Source organism: Falsiruegeria sp. JB4-1 (assembly GCF_055693495.1).
On record NZ_JBVFTZ010000001.1, the window covers coordinates 3,420,450 to 3,439,269 of the forward strand.

Consider the following 18,820-nt stretch of genomic DNA (forward strand, 5'->3'; position numbering starts at 1 on the left):
AACTTGGGGTTTTGCTACGTTTGCCGGACAATTTACAATTGCGTGACCCAGACGAACCAAAGGCGCCAGAGAAGTCGCCCCCCTATAACCGGTTGCTGCCGTTTGGCGCCCAAAAGGTGATAGATCGCGGGTATTCTTTGCCGCTGCCGCTCGGCATCACGATTATCGGTGTGGACAACACCCAACGACAGGGAATCTCGGAGCTCGAGGTGGCATTGGGAAAAGGAACAGCGCCACCTCCTGGTACTGATTTGCGCCCCTTGCCCAACGTTGCCATCGAAAATGTTGTTAGCCGAACCAGAACGAAACAGGTCAAGATCGATGCCTGGCTTCTACCCTTTGTTAATGTTTTCGCCGCAGTTGGAAAGGTGGATGGAACAGTCAACCTAGATGTTATCGCGGATCTGGATGCTGCTCTTCCGCCGCCCGTTTGCACACCGATCGACCCCTGTGGAAGCGTGTCAGCAAATTTTGATGCCGGTGTCGATGCGGTGACCGCCACACTCGGGGCATCGGCTGTTTACAGTTTTGGGCACTGGTGGACCACTGCAACTGCTTCTGCCACCCTCACAGTCGGCTCGAGCTCGGACACCAATATCAAATCCTATACCGGTGGGCTGCGTGCTGGTCGGCGTTTTGCATTTGGGAACGGTCACATCGTCTCGCCATATTTTGGCGTGAGCTACCTAGACGTCGATTCAGTTGTCGAGGGGGTCACAAGCTTGCGAAACGCGTTTCCAGATGGCGACGACCTGCACGTACGCTACAGAATTCATCAGGAAAATCTAGACAAGTGGTCCGCCGTCATAGGTTTGAACATGGGCTTTAGAAACGGCACATCCGTTCAGGCAGAATACAACCGAAACGGTGGTGGGGGGGATCGCATTGTATTGACCACCAGTATTCGGTTTTGATTGACGGGTAGCAATTCGGTCAAGTGTTTTGGGGCTATGTTGTATAGGCGATTGAGGGGGTTCATGGTGTGAACCCAACGCGATAGACATTTGAAATGAAACCCTGATCCACCTTATCAAGGCTTCAAATTGGTCGAAAAACCAGGACCACCTCTGGTTCTGTCTTGGCGGATTTCTCATCTTGTTCAAAACTGATCAACGGTCACCGTGTAATTGGCTGCAGGAGGATGACAAAACGAATGTCTCCTTGGGCCGATTAACAGTCACCTCACAACCTCAGATTGCAGAAAGGGTTTCAGTACAATCAGCTCTTTGCTCCGATCCAAGCAAACGACCCCAGGATGCGGCTGTTGGTTTTGGCTTTGGAAAAATCAACGCTTCGATTGTAAGCGAAACGCTCTATGAAAAAACTGAGCTTCCCGAGCCTGAGACGGGAACTCCAATACCACGGCTTTGAACCGGCCTAATTCTTCAATCGGTCTATCAAGCTTGCGATTTCATTGCGTCTTGCACACAACATATAGTTGTTGAGGTGTCGAATTACGATAGTTCCTGTATGATCCATCGCTTCAAATTAGGTTAAGTTTTCCATTCGGTTCACGGCGCATAGGGAGATCGACCCATTGAAATTGATTGAACTGCTCCGTTGGGACGTCAACTTGGATGGCTGCTTTGACTGTCGCAGCAGATGCAGGCTGCTACTGCGGAGAAGGTCCGAAATCCGCCCAAAGTGCAAATGCTGCGTTTTACACGAATGGCTGCGAAGCGCAGGAAACGGATTTTGCAAAATATGACAATCGGCGGTTAGCTCACCTTTGTAGGCGGCACAGCGAATGGCGATTACATGGCGCAAGTAGACCGTAATGTGGCCCTCTGGTATTGACTGGTCTTCGAGAAGGCCCAAAACGCGGCCAACATTGATTGAAAATCATTGTTTCCCGCCAACACAATAAAGGAAGCTCTGACTTGATTTTTCGAACCGCCTTATTTGCATCCATTGTTGCTGCCACATCAGTCGCGGCCCAGGAAACTCCCATCGTCCATGATGGAGAATTCAATTTTCTTCGCGCTCAATACGGCGAGCAATGGGATGCCCAGGACATTGAGATCGATAAGAAACTAGCGGAAGTTCGAGAGAGAAATGATGGTAAGCCCCCTAATATTCTCTACGTTCTCATCGATGACGTGAGTTTTGGCCTCATGGGCAATCCTGCGATGAACTTTGTCACCGGATTCGACACACCAAACATCAACGATTTTGCCGCAGAAGGCCTTTCTTTGATGCGGATGTATACTGAGCCTTCCTGCACACCTACCCGCACTGCATTCCTGACCGGAGGGCACCCAATTCGCGCGGGTGTCAAGGAAGTGAAAGTTGCCCTTGTTGGTGAAGGGTTGTCCAAGGACGAAGTTACCATCGCCGAAATTCTCAATCTATCCGGCTATAACACAGCACATGTTGGGAAATGGCACCAAGGTGATATTGAGGAGTCATTCGCTCACAATCAGGGGTTTGATGTCGCGTATTTTCCAGTCCATCAGCAAGTACAACTGAGCCTGATGACACCAGAGGCTGCGAATGCAGGTAACCTCAACGGCTGGCATCCATCTACTCAATCCGGGAAATACGGAATGGATGAACGGTTCAAACCCTATGGGCTTGTGACGGGCCTTGAAGCCAAGGCCGGAGAGGATGCTCGGGAAGTTGGCATAGAAGCTGGTGAGGAATGGACACAGGCGCACTATGAACGCATGAACGAGACTTATCAGGCTCAGGTCCTGGAGCAACTTGACCGTTTGGCAGGAAAAGACGAACCATTCTTTCTCCAGTACTGGCCGCTTTACCCAATCAATTTCACTTACGGCGAGCAGCAGCGGTCCCGCAACGGCGGCTTTATGGCTGATAAAATGGAGCAACTTGACGATTGGATCGGTGATTTGATGGCCAAAGTTGATGAACTTGGAATTGCGGATAACACGCTTGTGGTGATCATGGCGGACAACGGCATCTTTAAGCAGTATTCGCCCACTTCAGGCATGATCGAATTGATCTACCGGGGCGGCAAAGCGGAACACCTCGAAGGTGGGGTCCGTGTTGATGCGTTCGTTCGCTGGCTTACCGCAATCGAAGGAGGCAAACACGCAGGGGACATCGTTCACGTTTCCGATCTATTCACAACGTTCGCCCGTATCGCAGGCGGAACTAAATTCATCCCGCGTGACCGGATCATCGACGGTGTGGACCAGACCGCATTGTTTCTTGAGGGGGATGGCAACTCGCGGAGAGACTATGTCTATATCTACGAAGGGCCGGTTTTGCGTTCGATTGTGAAACAGGAATTCAAGATGCACATGCCCGCACCTGGTGTCCCAGTGCGCCGCCGCGCCGGTGTTCAATATCCTTCGCGATCCGCGCGAGATGTATTCTGACATCGGCCAATCGCTTTGGTCCGGGGCGTCCTTTCAGGATATGGCCAAACGGCATCAAAAAATGATTGCAAAATACCCACATCGCGAGATTGGGACTGATGAACCCTATGGAGGCATTGAAAATCTGCGACCAGAAAGTGAACTGGCCCGCAAGACTTTTGCAAGTTGGCAATAACCAAAACGCCGCTTCACGGACAAGATTTGTGTAGTCCCTGAAGCGGCATCTTTGATTGGTGTTCACCCTTAAGAGTGGATTTTTACCTTATCTTCTTGAGCAGCCCCGGGGGTTGTGAAAGATTGGGATCCTAATTTTACCTAATCTGTGCATGCTTGGGCCGGGATGTCACCGCAGGCTTTTCGTTCCGAAAAAGTAGAGCAACTCGACCTTCATGTACCGGTTGCTGAAAAAATTCCTGTAAATCAGGCCAAGGTAGTTGCCAGCGCCTATGCCTGCTCGCCTCCCTGCTTGCGGATCGACCAAGCCCGCATTGGGCTGCGGCCAGCCATTCGCGCAAACCGCTGAGAACAGCAGTTCTGAACCCTTATTGGCCGATGCTGCGGCTTGCATATTTTGGTAATGAGGGCGGATTGCGGTCATTCTCTGCGAGAGCAAGTTAAACATTTTTGGAATTCGTGAGCAGACATTCAGAACGGCTAAAAAACAAGCATCCCGCGGCAGGATGGCAAGGCAGCTTCGAGCGCAAAGCGAGAGTTTATTCGCCTAAATTGAAACAAGTGTTTCTGGTGAGTTCAATTTAGCCTAAACCCAAATTGGCATGGATAAGAACCCCAATGCCAAAACGAAGTTGCCACCCAGCTCGCTTGTGCGCTGGATGGCAGCCTAACACTAATTTTGCCAGTTCCGGGCTGGAGGGTCGGTCCTACTGCGTTTGGATGCTATCATAGCATGCTGACCAACCAGATTTCTTGGGCAGTGTTTGTCCTTTTTGCTTTACAGGCGATCAAGCCTTAGCCGTTCCGATCTTTGCGGTCTTCTTTGACGTTGTCGCGACGCTCTTGGGCTTCGTCCTGCGCGTCTTCGAAATTGTCTTTTTGGATCGCCCCTCCTACGGCTCCGACCGCAGCACCAGCGACTGCGCCGCCCACGACACTTTCGCCAGCGATGCCGGCGACAGTAGCGCCGACAACTGCACCCTTAATCGCTTTGTCGGTGACGTAGTCAGCATGAGCCGTTGATGCCATGGTGAACAAAAGCGCGCCTGAGATCGGAGCGACAAACAGTTTCTTTACAGTCTTCATAGGTTTCATCCTTGTTCTGTGTCAGCAACCACCGCGGCTGCCGTGTGCCATTGAACTAGGTGACTCAAAAGCCTGCTTTCTTTTGGAGACTGGACGAGGTTTTGTGGGTGTTGGACATCTTCCGCCTTCCCCACCCAAGGGGGAGAAAGGGCTTCTAACGGCCAGTTTTACGGAACCTGGCGGGCGTTTCACCTGTCCATCGTTTGAACGCTACTGAAAAGGCGGCCTGATCCGCGAATCCAAGCATGAAGGCAACCCGGGCAACACCTTCACCACTCCGAAGCATCCGTTTGGCCAGGTCACACAGCACCCCTTGCAAGAGTGCTTTGAAACTTGTTCCCTCGGCCGATAGGTGCCGGGTCATCGTGCGCCGCGTCAATCCAAGCTCTCCGGCTATGGCGTCGCCATTTGGGATTGGTCCGGGAAGACGCGCGCCAAGCATGTCCACGATACGGTCGGACAGGCCGCGGACTGCATCAGGCCGAGCCTTCAATTGCTCTTCTCCATGCCGACGTAAATGCCCCAACAAAGTTGGATCTGCTGTTGGTATGCGAAAGCTCATGCCGTTTGCTGGCAGAGCCAAGGCGTATCCGGGCTTGGAGCCTGAGACTTGACACCCCGCCAAATCGGCCAGCAACCGGCAGTGTTCGGCATCGTCTGTTTCCAACTCGATAGAGATAGGGGCAAGTCCGCCAGAGGTGATTTGTTGAACGCGCTTGTAAAGACCGAATATCAGCATCTCGCGATGGCGAGGATACTGATGCGCCGGGATAACACTGCTCTCAAGTATGACTTTCGGTTTGCCAGGTGCGCCCTCAACGTCCAGACGTAGGTCGGGATCTTGCATTGCGTAAAAGCGCTGCGTCATGGCCAGTGCGTCTTCGATCGTTTCAGCAGCTCGCACGATGTAAGCCAGAAGCGTTCCAGGGCCTTGCGCCGACAGCCCGACACGCGCGGCAAAGGTTTTGTCTGCCAAAACCCGACACGCGGTTTCGACTGCGCCCGCCTCATGTAGCAGTTCGACAGTGGCGTCGGGACTGTCGCCGATATCAATGGGTGTCCCTGCCATTTCCAGAACTTCCGGAAACGGAATGCGCGCTCCGGGTTCCTGCGCATAACGCAGCCCAACATTTTGCAGTCTGTAAGCGCTGATGCGTGGCACTCTTCGATCCTCCCCTAGCTTGCACGCAACTCTCTGCAGTCACTGCAATTGTCCAAAAGCCAATAGCAAATGTCCAGAAGCCTCAGGATTGCAGGCGCGATGGCAAATAGGTCCGGGCCATCAGAAAGGAAACTACCATGATCTACTTTGCAAGGTATTACCGCGTGCTGAAGGCAATCCAAAACTGCGCCCACAAAGAATGGGCCGGGGGGAGCGTGCAGGGCCTGCGCACTTCGCCACTTGGCGAAAAAACACCGAACGGTCGTCGTTGGGATCCCCCTACGCCCCGCAGGGGCAACCCTCAGAACCCGCACAGCAACCGACCGAAGACTGACGTTCTCCAGAAACAAAAAATCTACACGCGCTGCTCGGCTGCGTAACAAAAGGACCTGAAACATGAAACCACCCGCGTTCCTGATGATGCCTATACTTGGCCTCATCTCAACTCCTGCTTTCGCTGCTGGCAGCGATCCCAGATGGTGGGTCGCACCCAATCAAACCGACACCTATGCATGGGTTGGATTGGTCGTACTCGCCCTTGCGATCCTGCTGGTTGTGCATCTCTATGCTCGCTTTGAACGCTACACCGAACACAAATCAATTGGTACGCCCCTGCGCACAACAATTCCGACGATGCTGACCGTGGCCTTGGCGTATGAGCTGATGCCAGCCCTTAGCCATTTCAGCAGCCTGCTGCCGGGCGCCCTAATTCTGACCGCAATCGCGCGCGACTTCATGTTGTGGTGGCGTCCATCGCATGAGGAGTTGGTAAAGTGATTGAGATTGTTGTCACATCTTTCCCGTTTGTCCTGCGCGTGATCTATCTGAAATGGCGCGGGCTACCGGTCACCCTCTACAACGTTCACCGAGCGCTCTTTACGTGGTTCGTCTTGGCTCTGATCGTTTTCTTTGCCGTGTTCTACTACTACCCCAAATCCTACACTGGTCTTGTGCCATTCAGAACTGTTCCGGTCGTTGCCGAGAACGGTGGAACAGTCACAGATATCTACGTAAAGGGTGGTGATCGTGTAAAACCGGGAGATCCGCTGTTTGCCGTCGAGAATGCCTCTGAAGTAGCCGCTGTCGATCTCGCGACGCGTAAAGTTGAAGAGATTGAAAGCGCTAAACTGGCTGCTGAGTTGCAAGTCCGGACCGCACAGGCCGTTCTGGATGCCGCGATCACCGCGAGAGAGCAGGCCGAATTGGTACTTATGGATCATGAGGCACTTCAGGCAAAAGGCTCCGCCGCATTTCAAGTGAGCCAGTTGGAGCGTGCCCGGGCCACTTTGAGTACCCGCGAAGCAGAGGTCGAGGCTGCTGAAACGCAACTTGGCGTGGCACAAGTCCAGGCGTCGGCGGTTCTGCCAGCCCAACTTGCATCGGCGCGTGCGTCGTTGAAGCAAGCTCAGGTGGAGTTGTCAAAGACGCTTACGCTCAGCGCGGTCGACGGCGTCGTTGAGCAAGTCACCCTAAATGTCGGATCGCGCGCGGCCCAAGCTGCAATGAGCCCTGCCATGCTGATCGTACCGGACCGGAAAGATGCCGAGAAAGGCCGCATCATTGCAGGGTTTTCACAGGTTTCGCGCACCGAATTGTACGAGGGTATGGCAGCAGAGGTAGCTTGCGAAAGCAACTTCAACATCTCGATGCGCAATACCATTCTCCCTGCAAGGATCGTACGCATTCAGGAGCAGATTTCTTCCGGTCAGCTAGCGCCTAGCGGTCGGTTGATCGAGCCCAGTGAAAAGGCCAAGCGGGGTCAGATCGTCGTACATCTTGACCTGGTGCACACGGAGCACCGCGATCTTCTGGTTCCAGGAAGTGGTTGCATCGTCCAATCCTATACCACCAATTTTGAAGGCGAAATGGAAGGAACCCTTGTCGCCCACGGGATTCAGGCAATGGGTATCATCAAGGCGGTCGGCATACGAGTTAAAGCTTGGTTCGGACTGACTTCGGGTATCGGGTTGATCGGTGGTGGACACGCCTGAGTTTCCCAAAACAATCCCATTCAACGAACACGGCTCCTGGGAACGCCGGGAGCCGTTTCTTCTGTACTTTGGATAGATCACATGCCGCGAAGTGAGTTTTGACACCACTTTCTGTCACCCGGCGAACGGTTGGCAGTTCCGCTTACGCAGTCGTTTCAAAACAATAACGACCAAATACAATGTCCCGGAATGTCAGCTTTCATCCACAAGACAGACCTTCAACATGCCGTTGGCTTCACAACTGCAGCGAACGGCCGGTTCAGTGAAACTGCGCTGCAGCGCCTGACACGGTGGTAAATGTCAGGAAAGGGCCGTTTGCATCGAGTACCTGGCGGTTGTCACAGGAACTTTGCAAAGGTTGCTATCTGCGCATTGCTGCTGCTGACAGGGAGAGCAGCGAAAGTCCGCTTTCCACCCTTCCAGCATGGTGGGTTTTCCAAGCTCCCGAGGGTTGTTCATGTCCGCTTTGGGCTGTCAGCAGCCATCTAGGCATGACCCAGCGAACGTCGGCCAGAAGCCCTTCGTTGCCATATGATGCGCCGGGCTCGAAAGACCGTTAAGAGACGTTTGGCAACGACAAGCGCATTTCAGACTGAACGATGAAGCGATGAGCTCCAAGCTCCTGCAAAAGGGAACACAACGCGCTGCAATCGGAATCTACATTGACCAATGTCAGCGAGCCGACCGTGGCTGCCGCAGCGAGGAGGTCTTCCAAAGCCGAAGGTTCACTGGCAGCAATCTGATGCACGAGGCCACCTGCGCCGATGATCGCTCCACCCTTCTCATGCAGGAAGGACGTCAGCTGTGAGCCGGAAATGGTTTCCGTGGCGTTTTGCCAAGTTGGCTCCCAGGTCGAATACCTCTGAATGACATTCGCAACGGTGTCAAAATCCGACAGTTTGCATGAGGACCGATCAGGAGATGGATGGTTAAACCGATAGCAGTCGAGCTTTCTGGTCACATCAAATCCCATCTTCCGATAGAGACGTTCAGCGCCTGTGTTTCCCTCGATGACCTCGAGCCAAAAGCTCTCGATTCCGACATTATCTGCCGCACTTATCGCCGCCATACCCAAACGGGACGCCAATCCCCGGCCTCTGTGGCCAATCCGAGTTCCGCTACTGATCAGATACCGTTTGGTGCTCCGCGTCGCGACGTTCCAAAACCCAACGACTTCATCATCGTCGATGGCGATAAAGGACGCCTCGGGGTCAAAACCTCTCGCACTCAGCGCCGCTTTGAACGTGTCTGCATCTGGTTGCAATGGAACGATATAATCAGCAAACGCGGCAAGCATGGCGCCATGCAGAGCTCCCAGGTCAAAGCCTGATCCGGCAAACGAAGCAATTCGCGTCATTTTGTGCTTTCATGTCTCCGGGATGCGCAAAAACGCGGTTACTGATGGCGTTCGATGACACGGCCGCTGGTCTGGAAGGACAATCCTTGCGTACCGGTGCCTCCGACCATGAGGGCATTTGCAACCGGCTCGACGACCTGAGACGAAGCTTTCCATTTCACGACAAAATTCGCGCCGGTACCACCGGAGTTTTCGCGTATGCCGATCACATAGTCACTTGATTGAAAGCTGAAGAGTGTGATGGGGTCGTCCAGTAAGTCACGCAAAAGCTCTCCCTCACTTCCATGGTATTGGATGTCGGTCAGCACGATTTGATCCTCTGAATCGACGTTGTGAACGACCAAAGTGGCCGCCAGAGGTTGCTGATCAGAGGCGCTGATATGGACTTGGGAAAAGGCCGGAACATAGATTGTGCCGCCTTTCGACTGAACAAGAAGGTTTTCGGCCTGGGTCGTGGCTGGGCTGGTGACAAGGGCGATCAGGGCAATCAGAAACCAGAGCGGTCCGCGTTCTCGAATTCTTGTCATTGTGCAGTCCATTGGTTCCATCAGTTGACGCATAATGGCATGTAAAACAGGAGTGGAAAAGCGCTGGTTCGGGCGGTTCAAATCAGCCAATGCACTCAAGCCGGAAAGGCCGCGCAGAAGGTCATTGCCGACCATCGGGTGCCGTTGACACGCGGTTCGGGCTCTACGCAAATGAATGTCCGGCGGCCTTGGAGAGATCATCGAAAACTCAGACAAGCAGCCGGTTTGCATCAACGAGGTTTAACGGCTGTTTGTCGACTGTTTCCTGCGATCATGGCAATCCTTCGATGCCGCTGAAAGTGAGGCGGGGTCTAGTTGGAGAGCGTTGGCTTGCGTTCCCGGCTTTGCGCGGCCACTCTCAGCCCACTGGAATTGGAGGGAACGGAACATGCGATTGACGCAACCTATGGCCATCGCGATCAGTGCTGCCCTTGCCAGCGCCATGTTGGCTTCAGTATCTGCCGCTGGTGAATGCAAGGTAGGCGCCATTCCGCATGTGGCCGACGTCAGGATTCTGACTGCAGAACCCGTTTCCGTCCCGGCGGACCATTGCCGCGTGGTCGGGGAGATCGGCACCGAAACCGGTTTTGAACTGCTGCTTCCCGACGACTGGAACGGGAAATTCGTTATGGGCGGCGGTGGAGGGTTCTCTGGTGACTTCAACAACGCCGCCTTGAGATCGGGGAACGTCCTTGAGAACGGGTGGGCGACCGTCACGACGGACACAGGCCACAAAGGGAACAATATTGTTGCCAGCTGGGCGCTGAACAACCTTGAGCGGCAGGTCAATTTTGGGTTTCTGGCGGTGCACCGGACTGCCGTCACGTCCAAGAAAATCATTGCCGAGTATTACGGGGCGGAGATCCAGCGCAATCTCTTCGTTGGCTGCTCCCGCGGCGGTGGGCAGGCAATGATGGTGGCACAGCGGTCTCCGGACCTGTTCGAAGGGATCTATGCGGGGGCACCGGCCTATTCCTGGACAAGGGAAATGGCTGGCCGATGGACATATGACGCCATGAACATGTTCCCCGATCCAAACCAGATTTCGACGCCGGTGATCAATACGGACGCGCAGGCCCTTATCGGAACCGCGATCATGGAGCAGTGCGACACAATTGACGGGCTGAAGGATGGAATCCTGAATGACCCCCGACAGTGCGATTTTGCGGTTTCGAGCCTGAAATGTGGGGAAAGTGACTCCAATCAGTGCCTAAGCGCCGATCAGGTCCGGGTGGCCGAAGACCTCTACCGTGAGGTCGAATTCGGCGGCACATCCTGGCCCGGAATGCCAATGGGCGTTGAGATGCCGGGCAGCCCGCTGGGTTGGTCATTGTGGAACACCGGCGGTTATGTAGAAGGTACCGAGCTCGACTTTCACCCAGGCGATGGCGACGATGAGCAGTATGAAATGCCACCGATCCCGAATGCCACCTGGGGCTTCTCAACGCAGTTGATGAAGAACTTCTTCTACAGCGATCCTGACTGGACCTATGAAGGATATGATTATTCAGGTTTTGCGCATCACGCCGCGCGCGTCGGCCCTACGCTTGATGCTGACGATCCCGACCTCTCGGCGTTCCGGGCCAAGGGCGGCAAGTTGATCCTCGACAACGGCTGGATGGATGGGTCTTTGTCTGCTTTTGGAACCATAGACTACTATGAAAAGGTGCTGGAGTTCGATCCAACCGCGCGGAACGACGTGCGTTTGTTCGTCCGTCCCGGCGTGGCGCACTGTGCAAATGGTCCCGGACCCGACGGCACCAACTACATCGTGGCATTGGAAGACTGGCTGGATTCAGGTGTGGCCCCTGATCAGCTTGACGCGCCCTTCATAAATCCTGCTACCCGGCAGCCCACCGGCGAAGGTCGCATCATCTGCGCGCATCCGGCCGTTGTGACCTATGACGGCAATGGAGATCCAAACGCGCCCGGCAGCTTCACCTGCAAGACGCCGGAGTGACTCTTTGTTCAATTCATGCAAAGCCAAAGTGTTGTTGAGGCCCCACGACGGGGCCGTTGGATAAAGAGCGTTTTATGGACCCTTTCAGAGGAAGGCTTCTGACCTTAAGGTCTCTTTTCGTCGCGATGGCTTCGGTTCAGCTCGTGACCGCAGCCTCCGCGACGCTAGTCGCGCTCTATTTTGCCGAAACCGGCGCTTCGCAAGAGGCGGCCGCGCTTGCGCCCGCTTTTTATTCCTTCGGGTTCCTCCTGGGCTGCTTCTATATCGCTGGATGGCTGAGCACGATCGGCCACGTCAGAGCGTTTGCGGCGGGGGCCGCGATCTGCATCGCATCAACACTTGCCTTTTCCGTGAGCGAAGCGGTGCCCTTTCTTCTCCTGGTTAGGTTTACGACAGGTGTCGCAACCGCCGGTTTGTTCGCCATCGGAGACGCCTGGATCAGCGAATCCGCAGACAGGGAGAGCCGGGGCAGATTGCTGGCAATCTATGCGATCATCCTCGGCACAATGTCGGTTGCCAGCCAGCTTCTGATCCAAATTCTGCCCGATGATCTGGACGAGGCTTTCGTTCTAATTTCCATGCTATACTGCATTGCGATCGTGTTCCTGACGGCGGCCCGAACCGATCCGCCACCGCTCAAGGCAGTCGCCAATGTCCGCATCAAAGAGCTGTTCAGGGACTCTCCCACCGCCTGGGTCGGTGCTTTTTGTGTTGGCATGGTCGCCACAACGCTGCTGAGTGTTGTGCCCTACCGTGCCGCGGTCTTGGGCGTTGAGACCACCGATATCGGGTTTGCAATCGGGATACTCTATCTTGGCCGAATCCTGTTCATGTACCCGCTGGGCAAGGCGTCAGATCTTCTCGATCGCCGCCTGATAATCTTGATAAGCAGCATAATTGCGTCGGTCCTGCTCGCGGGCATCGCCATTCTTGGCTCGGGTGACGAGACCGCCTATATTCTGGCCGCCGGACCCGGGTGGCAGGTAATTCAGCTTGGCGCGTTCCTGTTGCTGGGCGGGTCGCTGCTGACGATGTACTCGCTGCTTGCCGCACACGCTATGGACCGCTCCCCACCGGTTTTTGTGGCGTCGGCCTCTGTGACGATGCTGTTTGTGAACACCGTCGGTGCGGCGTCGGGTCCGCTGCTGGCCAGTGCAGTCTCGGGCATAGTCGGCGACATCGCACTGTTCTGGTTTCTTGTCGCAATGATGGCTGGCTTCGCTGTCTTTGCCGGTCTGAGAATGATCAGCCAAGACGCGGCCGCAATTGCCGAAAAAACAAACCACGAAGTCGCGACGACAACCAGCGTCGAACTGACGCCGCAAGCAAAGAGATAAGAAGAAAAACAGCGCTGCTTGGTGGACCCACGGTGCAGGTGGAATGGACGGCCACTTCCTTGGGGTAGTTGCGCCTGTAGAACCAAGTCTGACCCTTGGGATATGGTCAGTCGAAGGTCGTAGCGCCTCCGCAGACCCCAAGCCAAGGCCAGCCGGAAGCGGTCGTTCGCTGCGCTTGGCAACGTTATCAGAGAAGTGCAGACAGCGGATTCTCAAAATGTCCGGTATTGGTCAGCGGTTAATGCTGAAGAGCGCTCAGAAGTGTTGAGTATCCGGTGCTAAATACAAATGCGGAAAGCGTTCCTGTCACCATCGCCGGAATGCCTTGTCTCCAGGTGTCAAACACGAGGTGGCAGAAAATCGCGCCAACCGAAGTGCACAGCAGGGCCAGTGCCCCAAGCGGACCGATCCAGGATGACTGGAACCAGATGGCGATGGCCCCGAACAGTTCGGTGCACCCGACGAGGAACATGATTTGGCGGTTGAGGCCATAGCTCTCGAACATGTCCAGCTGGATCTCAAACACCTTCTTTTGCCAGCCAAAGATCTTGATAGATGACGCGAAAAGGAAAAAGGCCGACAGTAGACCGATGACAATGTTCAGGACCATTATTAGTTCTCGCTGTTTGATCTCTTGAAGGCTGCAGGTGACATCCCGGTCCATTTGCGAAACGCCCGAGAGAAAGCTGTGGGATCGCCGTAACCAAGCCTTTGTGCCGTTTCACCGACTGATTTTCGGCCCTTTGACAGCAGGGTTTTGGCTTCGTCCTGTTTGACCCGTGCAATCACCTGGGATGCCGTTTGACCATAAGGCTCTAGCCGATTGTTCAATGTATCTGGGTGAAATCCGCAAAGGCGAGCAAGTTCATCTACACCAAATTTTGGTTCAGAAATATGAACCCTAATCAGCCCCTCCAATCCTGCCAGAAAGTCCTGCGGCGCGGCCAGATCTTTGTCCATGATCCCGTAGTCTGGTGCGTTTTCCAGTGCCTCTGGTAGCAATCTGTAGCTTAACCAACCGGAAGGAAACCGGATCGAAAACCCTTGAGGACCGCACTTGATTGCCTTGACGCCGTGAAATTGAGCTGGAAGGGCATCCGGGTCACAGACACGAAGAATGACCTGATTGGGATCCCATCGAAAATCCAGAACCCGATGCAGAAGGGAAATCCAGATGCTGGTCTGAAAGGCATCGGTTTGGCTCGGGGAGACCGCGACCCTGAAATTTCGTTTCGCGTTGAAATAGGCGTGCTCGCCTTCGACAAAGAGAGATTGCGTAACGGCATTGGATTCCTTTGAAACCGCTTGCGTGAACCGGGTGAAGAAGTCCCCCAATGTCAGGGCTTCGGCCAGCATGTCGCCAAGCGGGAGGAATTGGACAAGGTCGACAGATTGACCAACCCGAGCGCAGAAATCCGGTGCGGTGGATTCGGCCACGGCCTGATAGATCTGATAAACCGTATCGTGGCGCAGGAAATTTTTGGGATCCATGACGAGCGCCTCATTCAACCCGAGCGGGTCAAGAACCGTCGCGGGTTCGATGCCAACGTTGCGCAGTGCCGCAACAACGGGACCGGCCACCGATGCCCTGACCAGGGGAGAGACTGATCTGTGGTATTGCCTGATGTCGTTGTCATGTTGCCTCCAACTCAGCGAAATATGACTGCAGATCGGGGAATTCTACAAAATACTTTCAAAACCTTGCAGTTCGCGGAATCCTTTTTTAAGCGCCCCGACAAAGTGTCAGGCATCAAGTTATTCGCATTCTATAATAACTCTTCAATACACCTTTTCTGATTCTCTTCTATGGGAGCTTCGATGATCAATCTTCTGAAGCGTGCAATGGCAGCCACCGCTATCGTGGTCAGCCTTGGGCTCCCATCCCTTGCTCTCTCGCAGGACGAAAAATTTACGATCCTGTTTACCAACGTCAACGTATTTGACGGGGTGAACGAGGCTCTGATTGAAAACGCCAATGTTCTGGTTGTCGACAACCTGATCTCCGAAGTGTCGAGCGAGCCTCTGGCGGCTGCAAATGCCCAGATCATCGACGGTGGTGGCCGTACTCTGATGCCGGGATTGATTGACGCCCATGTGCACATGGCGATCACGGAGCCGGTTGCGGACCTCAGGGACAATTTTGATTGGATGTATTGGGGGGCAGTATCCACGATCGAAGCAGAAAAAATGCTGTTGCGCGGCTTCACCTCTGTTCGTGATGCGGGTGGACCGGCGATTGGGCTTCAAAAGGCCATCGATCGAGGCAAAGCTGTCGGCCCCCGTATTTACCCGTCCGGGCCAGTGATCTCGCAGACGTCCGGGCATGGTGAACATCGGCACTACACGGAACCGCACCCAAACTTCGAAGGGGCCTCACCCTCATTCTTTAACCAACACGTCGAGTTTCTTGCTGACGGTGTTCCCGAAGTTCTGCGGGCTACGCGGGAAGCGTTGCGTCTGGGCGCATCGCAGATCAAGGTCATGGCTGACGGAGGTGTGTCTTCCAGCGTAGACCCATTGCACACCGTTCAATTCTTACCGGAAGAACTGGAAGCGGCCGTTAAGGCTGCTGCAGACTGGGATACTTACGTTCTTGTGCACGTCTACAATGACGAGAGCATTCTGCGATCCATCGAAGCAGGTGTGCAGAGCATCGATCATGCACAATTGATGACCGAAGTGTCGGCGCAGGCGATCAAGGACGCGGATGTCTGGGTTGTGCCATTCTTCTCGCTGCTGGGACTGGATGCCGAAACAGTCACCAAGGCGCTTGGTCCGTTGGCAGCGCCCAAGTTCCTCGAGGTTCAGGGCGGGGCGAGAAACCAGATGCGGTTGCTGAAAGAATTCGGGATCGAAAAGGTCGCCTTTTCAACCGACATTATTGGGGATCCTGTGGCGCTCACCAAACAGAACGATGAGTTCAAGTACCGTCTCGAACAATGGTCATCCTACGAGGTTCTAATGCAGGCAACCTCAAAGGCCGGTGAGTTGTTGGCCCTGTCAGGCAAACTCAACCCCTATCCCGAAGGCCCGCTCGGTGTGATTGCAGAAGGGGCCTATGCCGACATTCTGTTGGTCGACGGCAACCCGGTCGAAGATGCCATGATCATGACCGACTACGAGAACAACTTCGATCTGATCATGAAAGACGGCGTGATCTACAAGAATACACTCGACTGAGTGTCGCGCGGGGTGAACCTTACCTCGGCACCCCGCGCACCAAGCATTTTTTGTTTAAGGGAGAGTAAAATATGAATGCCTCAAAACGGTTGCTAGCAGCCGCAAGCGTGGTTGCTTTGTCGGCGTCCGCTTCTTTCGCGCAGGATGCTCCTGCCCAAACACTGTTCACCAATGTGCATATCTTTGATGGGATCAGCGAAGATCGCATCGAAAATGCCAGCGTCCTGGTCGAAGGCAACCTGATCAAGGAGGTTTCGACCGATGCCATCGACGCGCCGGATGCCACGGTGATCGACGGCGGCGGGCGCACCCTGATGCCGGGGTTGATCGACAGCCACGTTCACCTGAACCTGACCGGGCTTTTCACAAGCTTTGGCGGTGCTGAATACGCCAATTGGGATGGCGTCGGCGCGATGGCGGTCGCAAACGCGCGCGACTATCTGATGGATGGCTACACGACGGTTCGGGATGCCTGTGGTCAAGGCGACGAGATGAAGAAACTTATCGATCAGGGAATCTTGGCCGGGCCGCGAATTTATCCGAGTGGTGCGTGCATCGGTCCACAATCCGGTCACACGGACTGGCGCAGCCCCCGTGCCCGGGCTGAAGGCGGCCCGGTCGCACAGGTGGAGCAACTCAATCTTGCAGTCGTTGCAGATGGAGTGGACGAAATCAGGACAGCCGCACGCCGGAACCTCAGCTATGGGGCGACGCAGATCAAACTCACGGTCGGCGGTGGCGTCTCTTCGGAATTGGACCCGCTTTGGTCTGTAGGGTACGGCGTGGAAGAAATTAGGGCGGCCGTCGAGGTCGCGGCCTTTTATGATACCTATGCCTTCACACACGCCTATACGGACGAGACTGTCCAAATGGCATTGGATGCAGGCGTCAAGGTCATCGAACACGGCCAGATGGTTACTGAAGAAACAGTAAAGCGCATGGCCGACGAAGGAGTCTTCTGGTCGCTGAACACCGCCGGGTTCTCACCAATTCTTTTCGAGCACCCTAACTTTGCAAAGGGCACCCCTGCAGGAGACAAACTGACAATTGCGCAGGACCAGAGCAAGGATCTCATCGAACTGGTCAAAAAGTACAAGCCCAAGGTCGTCCACAACGTTGATACAGTGCTCTCAACGCTCGATCAGGGCCGTGCCCATCGTGATTTTGAAAAGTATCAGTTTGCCGACTGGTTCGGCAATCATGCCATGCTGGTCTCGGCCACGTCCACGGCGGGCGAGTTGGCCCAGTTGACCGGCCAACGCAATCCTTATCCTGAGCAACTCGGCGTGATCAAAGCGGGAGCCTATGCCGATATCCTGATCGTCGACGGCAACCCATTGGAAGACCTATCTGTCCTGGGCGCCCAGTCAAAGTGGTTTGACGCAGAACCCCGAGAAGAAGGTTTCGACACCATCCGTGTGATTATGAAAGACGGTACATTCTACAAAAACACGCTGGATTGAAACCGCTATTGGGCAGGGGCATAGGCCTCTGCCCAACATCAATTTCTTGGAGATTGAAAAATGAAAACGCGCTTAATTGCCCTTCTGGCCGGAGTGACGGCATTTGCCACGTCTGCCTTGGCTCAGAACCCCAGCGATGAAGAAATTGCGGCGCGTATCGAGAAGCTGGTCGAAATGGCTGACCCACGCGGGGACGACGCGCGCGTCGGTGATCTGCCGTATCGCGAACGTTATGCTGATGCGTTCATGATCGATGCCCTTGCTGTCGGCTCACCGGGATTTGAAAGCATCAATTTCCTGTTGAAAGACTGGGAAAACCTTGCAGGACACTACGAAGAATACGGTTTTGCGGCATTCAGCACGACCATCTCAAACGGGTCCGAAGGTGCGCTTGCCGTTCTTGAACGCATCGACGTGATGCAGAAATGGATAGAGGATAACGCTGGTCGCTTCACGCTTGCGACAACGGTCCAGCATCTGCGCGAGGCTAAGGACGCTGGCAAAGTTGCCATCATGATGAATTCCCAGAGCATGGATATGCTGGATGAAAATCTTGCCTATGTTCAGAAGTACTGGGATCTCGGCATCCGGCAGATGAACTTCAGCTACAACCAAACCGGAGCATATTCAGCTGGAATGGTAGCCAATGATCCTCTGGTCATAGATCCCGGCATGACGGAACTGGGCTACAAGGTTGTCGCCGAAATGAACCGTGTGGGTATGATTGTCGACTGCTCGCACTCTTCCTGGCAGACCTGCATTGATGCTGCCGAAATCACCACGAAACCCATGATGATCTCGCACAGCAATTCAGCTGAGCTTTATGACAATTACCGCAACGTATCCAGTGAAGCCATTCGCGCAGTCGCGGCCACAGGCGGTGTCATTTGCGTGAACTTTCTTGGTGGCTTCTTGAACCCTCAAGGGTCTGCAACGCCAAAATCCATTGCCAAGCACATCGACTTCATCGGCCAGATGGTTGGAAAACAGGCGACATGCTTCGGGGTGGATTACGTCGAGAACTATGGTGTGGCGCTCGATCCGATCATCAGGAACCCGGAAAAATACCCACCAGCGCAAGGTTATGGTCTGCCGACACATATGGCACCCCCGGCGGATGTTTGGGCCGTGGCCCGGATTCTAGAAGAAGAACACGGCTGGAGCGAGGGCGACGTTCGTGGCGTGATGGGGGCAAACCTGATGCGGCTTTACAAAGCGAACTGGGGTGAATGAACCCAA

General features: G+C 54.6%; 16 protein-coding genes. 9 read left to right on the forward strand and 7 right to left on the reverse strand.

All coding sequences use genetic code 11. The features are described 5' to 3' along the window. Positions 1–38 precede the first annotated feature (38 nt). Positions 39–914, forward strand: a complete 876-nt coding sequence (locus ACZ1HE_RS17530) for an autotransporter outer membrane beta-barrel domain-containing protein (protein WP_472622844.1) — start codon at positions 39–41, stop codon at positions 912–914. 921 nt (positions 915–1,835) lie between these two features. Continuing rightward, on the forward strand, positions 1,836–3,344 hold the full coding sequence (locus tag ACZ1HE_RS17535; RefSeq protein WP_472622846.1) for a sulfatase-like hydrolase/transferase: 1,509 nt from the start codon (positions 1,836–1,838) through the stop codon (positions 3,342–3,344). A 343-nt stretch (positions 3,345–3,687) separates the two neighbouring features. Here ACZ1HE_RS17535 and ACZ1HE_RS17540 read toward each other — a convergent pair whose 3' ends face one another. The 3 genes from ACZ1HE_RS17540 to ACZ1HE_RS17550 all read right to left on the reverse strand — a co-directional run bounded on the left by ACZ1HE_RS17540 (position 3,688) and on the right by ACZ1HE_RS17550 (position 5,766). Next, positions 3,688–3,942 (reverse strand): hypothetical protein, encoded by a 255-nt coding sequence (locus ACZ1HE_RS17540; RefSeq protein ID WP_472622848.1) that lies wholly within the window; start codon positions 3,940–3,942, stop codon positions 3,688–3,690. A 371-nt stretch (positions 3,943–4,313) separates the two neighbouring features. Then, the gene (locus ACZ1HE_RS17545) at positions 4,314–4,604 is read right to left on the reverse strand and encodes a hypothetical protein (protein WP_472622850.1); all 291 of its coding nucleotides are present in this window, start codon (positions 4,602–4,604) and stop codon (positions 4,314–4,316) included. A gap of 154 nt (positions 4,605–4,758) precedes the next feature. Beyond that, positions 4,759–5,766, reverse strand: coding sequence for a helix-turn-helix domain-containing protein (locus tag ACZ1HE_RS17550; RefSeq protein WP_472622852.1), 1,008 nt, complete (start codon positions 5,764–5,766; stop codon positions 4,759–4,761). 396 nt (positions 5,767–6,162) lie between these two features. Here ACZ1HE_RS17550 and ACZ1HE_RS17555 point away from each other — a divergent pair, with 396 nt between their 5' ends. Next, positions 6,163–6,543 carry a hypothetical protein gene (locus ACZ1HE_RS17555; RefSeq protein WP_472622854.1) on the forward strand — a complete coding sequence of 127 codons (381 nt, stop codon included), beginning with the start codon at positions 6,163–6,165 and terminating at the stop codon, positions 6,541–6,543. Beyond that, positions 6,540–7,757 carry an HlyD family secretion protein gene (locus ACZ1HE_RS17560; RefSeq protein WP_472622856.1) on the forward strand — a complete coding sequence of 406 codons (1,218 nt, stop codon included), beginning with the start codon at positions 6,540–6,542 and terminating at the stop codon, positions 7,755–7,757. The genes ACZ1HE_RS17555 and ACZ1HE_RS17560 overlap by 4 nt, the downstream gene beginning before the upstream one ends. Positions 7,758–8,313: 556 nt before the next feature. Here ACZ1HE_RS17560 and ACZ1HE_RS17565 read toward each other — a convergent pair. Continuing rightward, positions 8,314–9,114 carry a GNAT family N-acetyltransferase gene (locus tag ACZ1HE_RS17565; RefSeq protein WP_472622858.1) on the reverse strand — a complete coding sequence of 267 codons (801 nt, stop codon included), beginning with the start codon at positions 9,112–9,114 and terminating at the stop codon, positions 8,314–8,316. A 38-nt stretch (positions 9,115–9,152) separates the two neighbouring features. Next, entirely contained in the window at positions 9,153–9,641 is a 489-nt protein-coding gene (locus ACZ1HE_RS17570; RefSeq protein WP_472622860.1) for a DUF3124 domain-containing protein, read from the reverse strand. Positions 9,642–10,029: 388 nt separating this feature from the next. Here ACZ1HE_RS17570 and ACZ1HE_RS17575 point away from each other — a divergent pair, with 388 nt between their 5' ends. Beyond that, positions 10,030–11,601 (forward strand): DUF6351 family protein, encoded by a 1,572-nt coding sequence (locus tag ACZ1HE_RS17575; protein ID WP_472622862.1) that lies wholly within the window; start codon positions 10,030–10,032, stop codon positions 11,599–11,601. Positions 11,602–11,726: 125 nt separating this feature from the next. Next, positions 11,727–12,938 carry an MFS transporter gene (locus ACZ1HE_RS17580; protein WP_472622864.1) on the forward strand — a complete coding sequence of 404 codons (1,212 nt, stop codon included), beginning with the start codon at positions 11,727–11,729 and terminating at the stop codon, positions 12,936–12,938. A 238-nt stretch (positions 12,939–13,176) separates the two neighbouring features. Here the strand turns inward: ACZ1HE_RS17580 and ACZ1HE_RS17585 are convergent, their stop codons facing one another. Next, positions 13,177–13,548 carry a DoxX family protein gene (locus ACZ1HE_RS17585; RefSeq protein ID WP_472622866.1) on the reverse strand — a complete coding sequence of 124 codons (372 nt, stop codon included), beginning with the start codon at positions 13,546–13,548 and terminating at the stop codon, positions 13,177–13,179. Positions 13,549–13,550: 2 nt separating this feature from the next. After that, complete coding sequence (locus tag ACZ1HE_RS17590; protein ID WP_472622868.1) at positions 13,551–14,519, reverse strand: helix-turn-helix domain-containing protein; 969 nt, start codon at positions 14,517–14,519, stop codon at positions 13,551–13,553. 237 nt (positions 14,520–14,756) lie between these two features. Here ACZ1HE_RS17590 and ACZ1HE_RS17595 point away from each other — a divergent pair, with 237 nt between their 5' ends. From ACZ1HE_RS17595 to ACZ1HE_RS17605, 3 genes are all read left to right on the forward strand, one after another. Continuing rightward, positions 14,757–16,118, forward strand: coding sequence for a metal-dependent hydrolase family protein (locus tag ACZ1HE_RS17595; RefSeq protein ID WP_472622870.1), 1,362 nt, complete (start codon positions 14,757–14,759; stop codon positions 16,116–16,118). Between the two features lie 71 nt (positions 16,119–16,189). Further along, on the forward strand, positions 16,190–17,581 hold the full coding sequence (locus tag ACZ1HE_RS17600; protein ID WP_472622872.1) for a metal-dependent hydrolase family protein: 1,392 nt from the start codon (positions 16,190–16,192) through the stop codon (positions 17,579–17,581). Between the two features lie 60 nt (positions 17,582–17,641). Then, complete coding sequence (locus ACZ1HE_RS17605) at positions 17,642–18,814, forward strand: dipeptidase (protein WP_472622874.1); 1,173 nt, start codon at positions 17,642–17,644, stop codon at positions 18,812–18,814. The last annotated feature ends 6 nt before the right edge of the window (positions 18,815–18,820 follow it).

Excerpts from the sequence above, each read along its gene's own strand:
- ACZ1HE_RS17540 (WP_472622848.1), bottom strand. The coding sequence starts at position 3,942 with ATGACCGCAATCCGCCCTCATTACCAAAATATGCAAGCCGCAGCATCG.
- ACZ1HE_RS17545 (WP_472622850.1), bottom strand. The coding sequence starts at position 4,604 with ATGAAGACTGTAAAGAAACTGTTTGTCGCTCCGATCTCAGGCGCGCTT.
- ACZ1HE_RS17555 (WP_472622854.1), top strand. The coding sequence starts at position 6,163 with ATGAAACCACCCGCGTTCCTGATGATGCCTATACTTGGCCTCATCTCA.
- ACZ1HE_RS17565 (WP_472622858.1), bottom strand. The coding sequence starts at position 9,114 with ATGACGCGAATTGCTTCGTTTGCCGGATCAGGCTTTGACCTGGGAGCT.
- ACZ1HE_RS17570 (WP_472622860.1), bottom strand. The coding sequence starts at position 9,641 with ATGACAAGAATTCGAGAACGCGGACCGCTCTGGTTTCTGATTGCCCTG.
- ACZ1HE_RS17575 (WP_472622862.1), top strand. The coding sequence starts at position 10,030 with ATGCGATTGACGCAACCTATGGCCATCGCGATCAGTGCTGCCCTTGCC.
- ACZ1HE_RS17580 (WP_472622864.1), top strand. The coding sequence starts at position 11,727 with ATGGCTTCGGTTCAGCTCGTGACCGCAGCCTCCGCGACGCTAGTCGCG.
- ACZ1HE_RS17585 (WP_472622866.1), bottom strand. The coding sequence starts at position 13,548 with ATGGTCCTGAACATTGTCATCGGTCTACTGTCGGCCTTTTTCCTTTTC.
- ACZ1HE_RS17595 (WP_472622870.1), top strand. The coding sequence starts at position 14,757 with ATGATCAATCTTCTGAAGCGTGCAATGGCAGCCACCGCTATCGTGGTC.
- ACZ1HE_RS17600 (WP_472622872.1), top strand. The coding sequence starts at position 16,190 with ATGAATGCCTCAAAACGGTTGCTAGCAGCCGCAAGCGTGGTTGCTTTG.
- ACZ1HE_RS17605 (WP_472622874.1), top strand. The coding sequence starts at position 17,642 with ATGAAAACGCGCTTAATTGCCCTTCTGGCCGGAGTGACGGCATTTGCC.